A 2223-nucleotide genomic window follows, 5' to 3' on the forward strand; every position below is an offset into this window, starting at 1 on the left:
TTTTTGAAAAATGAGATCGAGCGCGGGATATTTGGTTTGAGTTAGGTATGAGTGCTGCTATATGATTGAACGCACGATTGGCGCAAAATCCGGAACAACGAAAAGCCCTGACCCTCCAGCTACAGGAGAATCAGGGCGTGTATACCAAGCAATGTTTAGATTCTACTTAATCTACCGAATGTCCCTTGAATGAACGCTCAAGGGGTGATACAATCGGGTTGGATTTAAGAAGAATTAAAAGTCATTGTTTTGATAAGCGCCTGTTTCGCCGTAGTCCTATTACGGTGTTAGCAGCGTAGGGCTTGCCGGCCCTAGCCGCTTTTAAAACAGTGGCTTTTATTCATTTATAAGATCTAAAGTCGTATTATGTAGAAATTTCCTGCCATAACTATAGCATACTGATAGATTCATAGAAAAGGAATTTTTAAAAAAGGGCGGTTCATTCCGACGCCTCCTGGATCCTCTGCTCAATCCGATCGTCCACGTAGTTCCGGATAAAATCCTCACGGGCTTGGACGTTCTCCTCTTTTTTGAACATACCGACCTTCTTCATGCGTTCCGGATCCGGCTTCGCGCTCCAAGCTTTCGACGCTTCAGCTCGCAGCTGCCTTTCAATACGTTTTTCCGCCAATCGTTCCGCTGTTTGACGGCTACGCTCTTCACTAATGTTAGCTGCTACGGTAGCGGCAATCTGTTTATGTCCTTCCGTAAGCTCCCGTCTTAGTTCGTCATGCCCCGTCGTCATCTGTTGCGAGAGCTGATTTGTGGCCGCACTTGCCTCATACCGTGCCTCCAGCACTTCGCGCCGCAACTCGTGATTCGAAGAGATGGCCTCCTGCCGATCCTTAGCGAGGTCCAACCGTAATTCGGCGTTCTCCGTCGTCAACGCTTCGATCTGCAGACTCTGCTGCTGAAGTTGCTGGTACATCATTCCCAGGGCTTCTTTCAGCTGAACGACCTCTCCGGCGAGCTGCATGAGATACGGTTTTCCTTCGTCGTCATCCGTCATCGGAACGATGATCTCCGTCACCACGCCGCGCAGCTGCTCCTTTATATATTCCGGAGGCTCATTTGCGTCTTTCATCTTTGATATCAGGCCGAATACTTCAAGCGCCGCCTCGTTATAGCGCATAGTACGTCCTGATCCGATTGTCGGCAAGAACTCCTTAAACTGACGCGCCCAATCTGCGAGTGTCGTCCGTGGCCTCCCCAACCGTTCTGATATGTCTACGAGCGTATATGTCCGTTTAAAATCCGTCATTCCGTCATCATCCTTCCATCATTCCGTTTCGTCACGTCATCGTCGCCCGTTATGGCTACATCATCTCCGCACGTCACATCATTGTCGTCGTCAACACTACATCAAGCCCGTTCGTCATGTCGTCATATATCCGTCATTCGCCAAAAGCTTCGTCATTCCTGCTACGGCGCTCATTCTCGAAAGAGAAGCTGCTTCATGGTAGACTGAAACTATGGAAAATCATGGAGGAGGGTTCTTCATGGAACTAACGCGGGAAGAACTTAATGAGTTTGGCCGTCAGGCTGCTGAGAAAGCCCGTTCAGAGGCACAGGCCGCCGGCTTGCCGTTTAGCTACGGTCAAAAGGGAAGAGTATTTAGAGAGTATCCTGACGGTCGGAAATTTGAAGTGCTACGCAGCAAACGCAAATTTTCCGTGAGGGGGAATTGTTAATGGATAGATGGCAGCTGGTCTGCGGGGAAAATAGAATCATGAACGAGTTCGTCCAGGAGTACATAGTTGAGCATTTTGGTGCCGATCCGGTCGATCCGGTTCTCGCGCAATCCGAAGCGTTAACAGCATTCTGGAGGGTGCAAGGATTCACCTTCAACGAATCAGACGAAGATAACGACTTCATCATTCCTGACCACATACAAGCGGCAATGAAGTAAGCCAGGAACGCCGAGCCAAATATCAACCTCGGGTTTAGCTCATTTACAGCGTTGGCAGCCGATTTCGCATCACACTTCCGATTTGCACTTATACGCATAAAAACAGCCCCTCACGCCGGTAAGGCGCATGGGGCTGTTTCTGTTATATCGCAGTCTAGCTCGAATTTACTGCATGATCGGCTTCATGGAGGGCGCCGACTTCTTCACAAAATAAGTGGTTATGTACACATGTCTGCGAAGCGTACCAATGAATCTTTAACAATTCTTTAAGCCTATTATATTTACAAATATTTACTTAGAAGGTATTATTTTTT

Annotated in this window: 3 protein-coding genes; 2 read left to right on the forward strand and 1 reads right to left on the reverse strand. The window is 48.2% G+C overall.

Going from position 1 to position 2223, the window contains the following annotated elements:
• Window positions 1-439: 439 nt before the first annotated feature.
• The gene (locus tag A8990_RS31105; protein WP_116192898.1) at window positions 440-1261 is read right to left on the reverse strand and encodes a MerR family transcriptional regulator; all 822 of its coding nucleotides are present in this window, start codon (window positions 1259-1261) and stop codon (window positions 440-442) included.
• Between the two features lie 238 nt (window positions 1262-1499).
• On the opposite strand from A8990_RS31105, the gene A8990_RS31110 reads away from it, so the two are divergent.
• Together A8990_RS31110 and A8990_RS31115 are read left to right on the forward strand one after the other, a co-directional pair.
• Window positions 1500-1691 (forward strand): hypothetical protein, encoded by a 192-nt coding sequence (locus tag A8990_RS31110; RefSeq protein ID WP_116192899.1) that lies wholly within the window; start codon window positions 1500-1502, stop codon window positions 1689-1691.
• Window positions 1691-1909: a hypothetical protein gene (locus tag A8990_RS31115; RefSeq protein WP_116192900.1), complete on the forward strand. Its 219-nt coding sequence runs from the start codon at window positions 1691-1693 to the stop codon at window positions 1907-1909. The genes A8990_RS31110 and A8990_RS31115 overlap by 1 nt, the downstream gene beginning before the upstream one ends.
• The last annotated feature ends 314 nt before the right edge of the window (window positions 1910-2223 follow it).

Source organism: Paenibacillus taihuensis (assembly GCF_003386535.1).
Taxonomy (GTDB): Bacteria; Bacillota; Bacilli; order Paenibacillales; family Paenibacillaceae; genus Paenibacillus_Z; species Paenibacillus_Z taihuensis.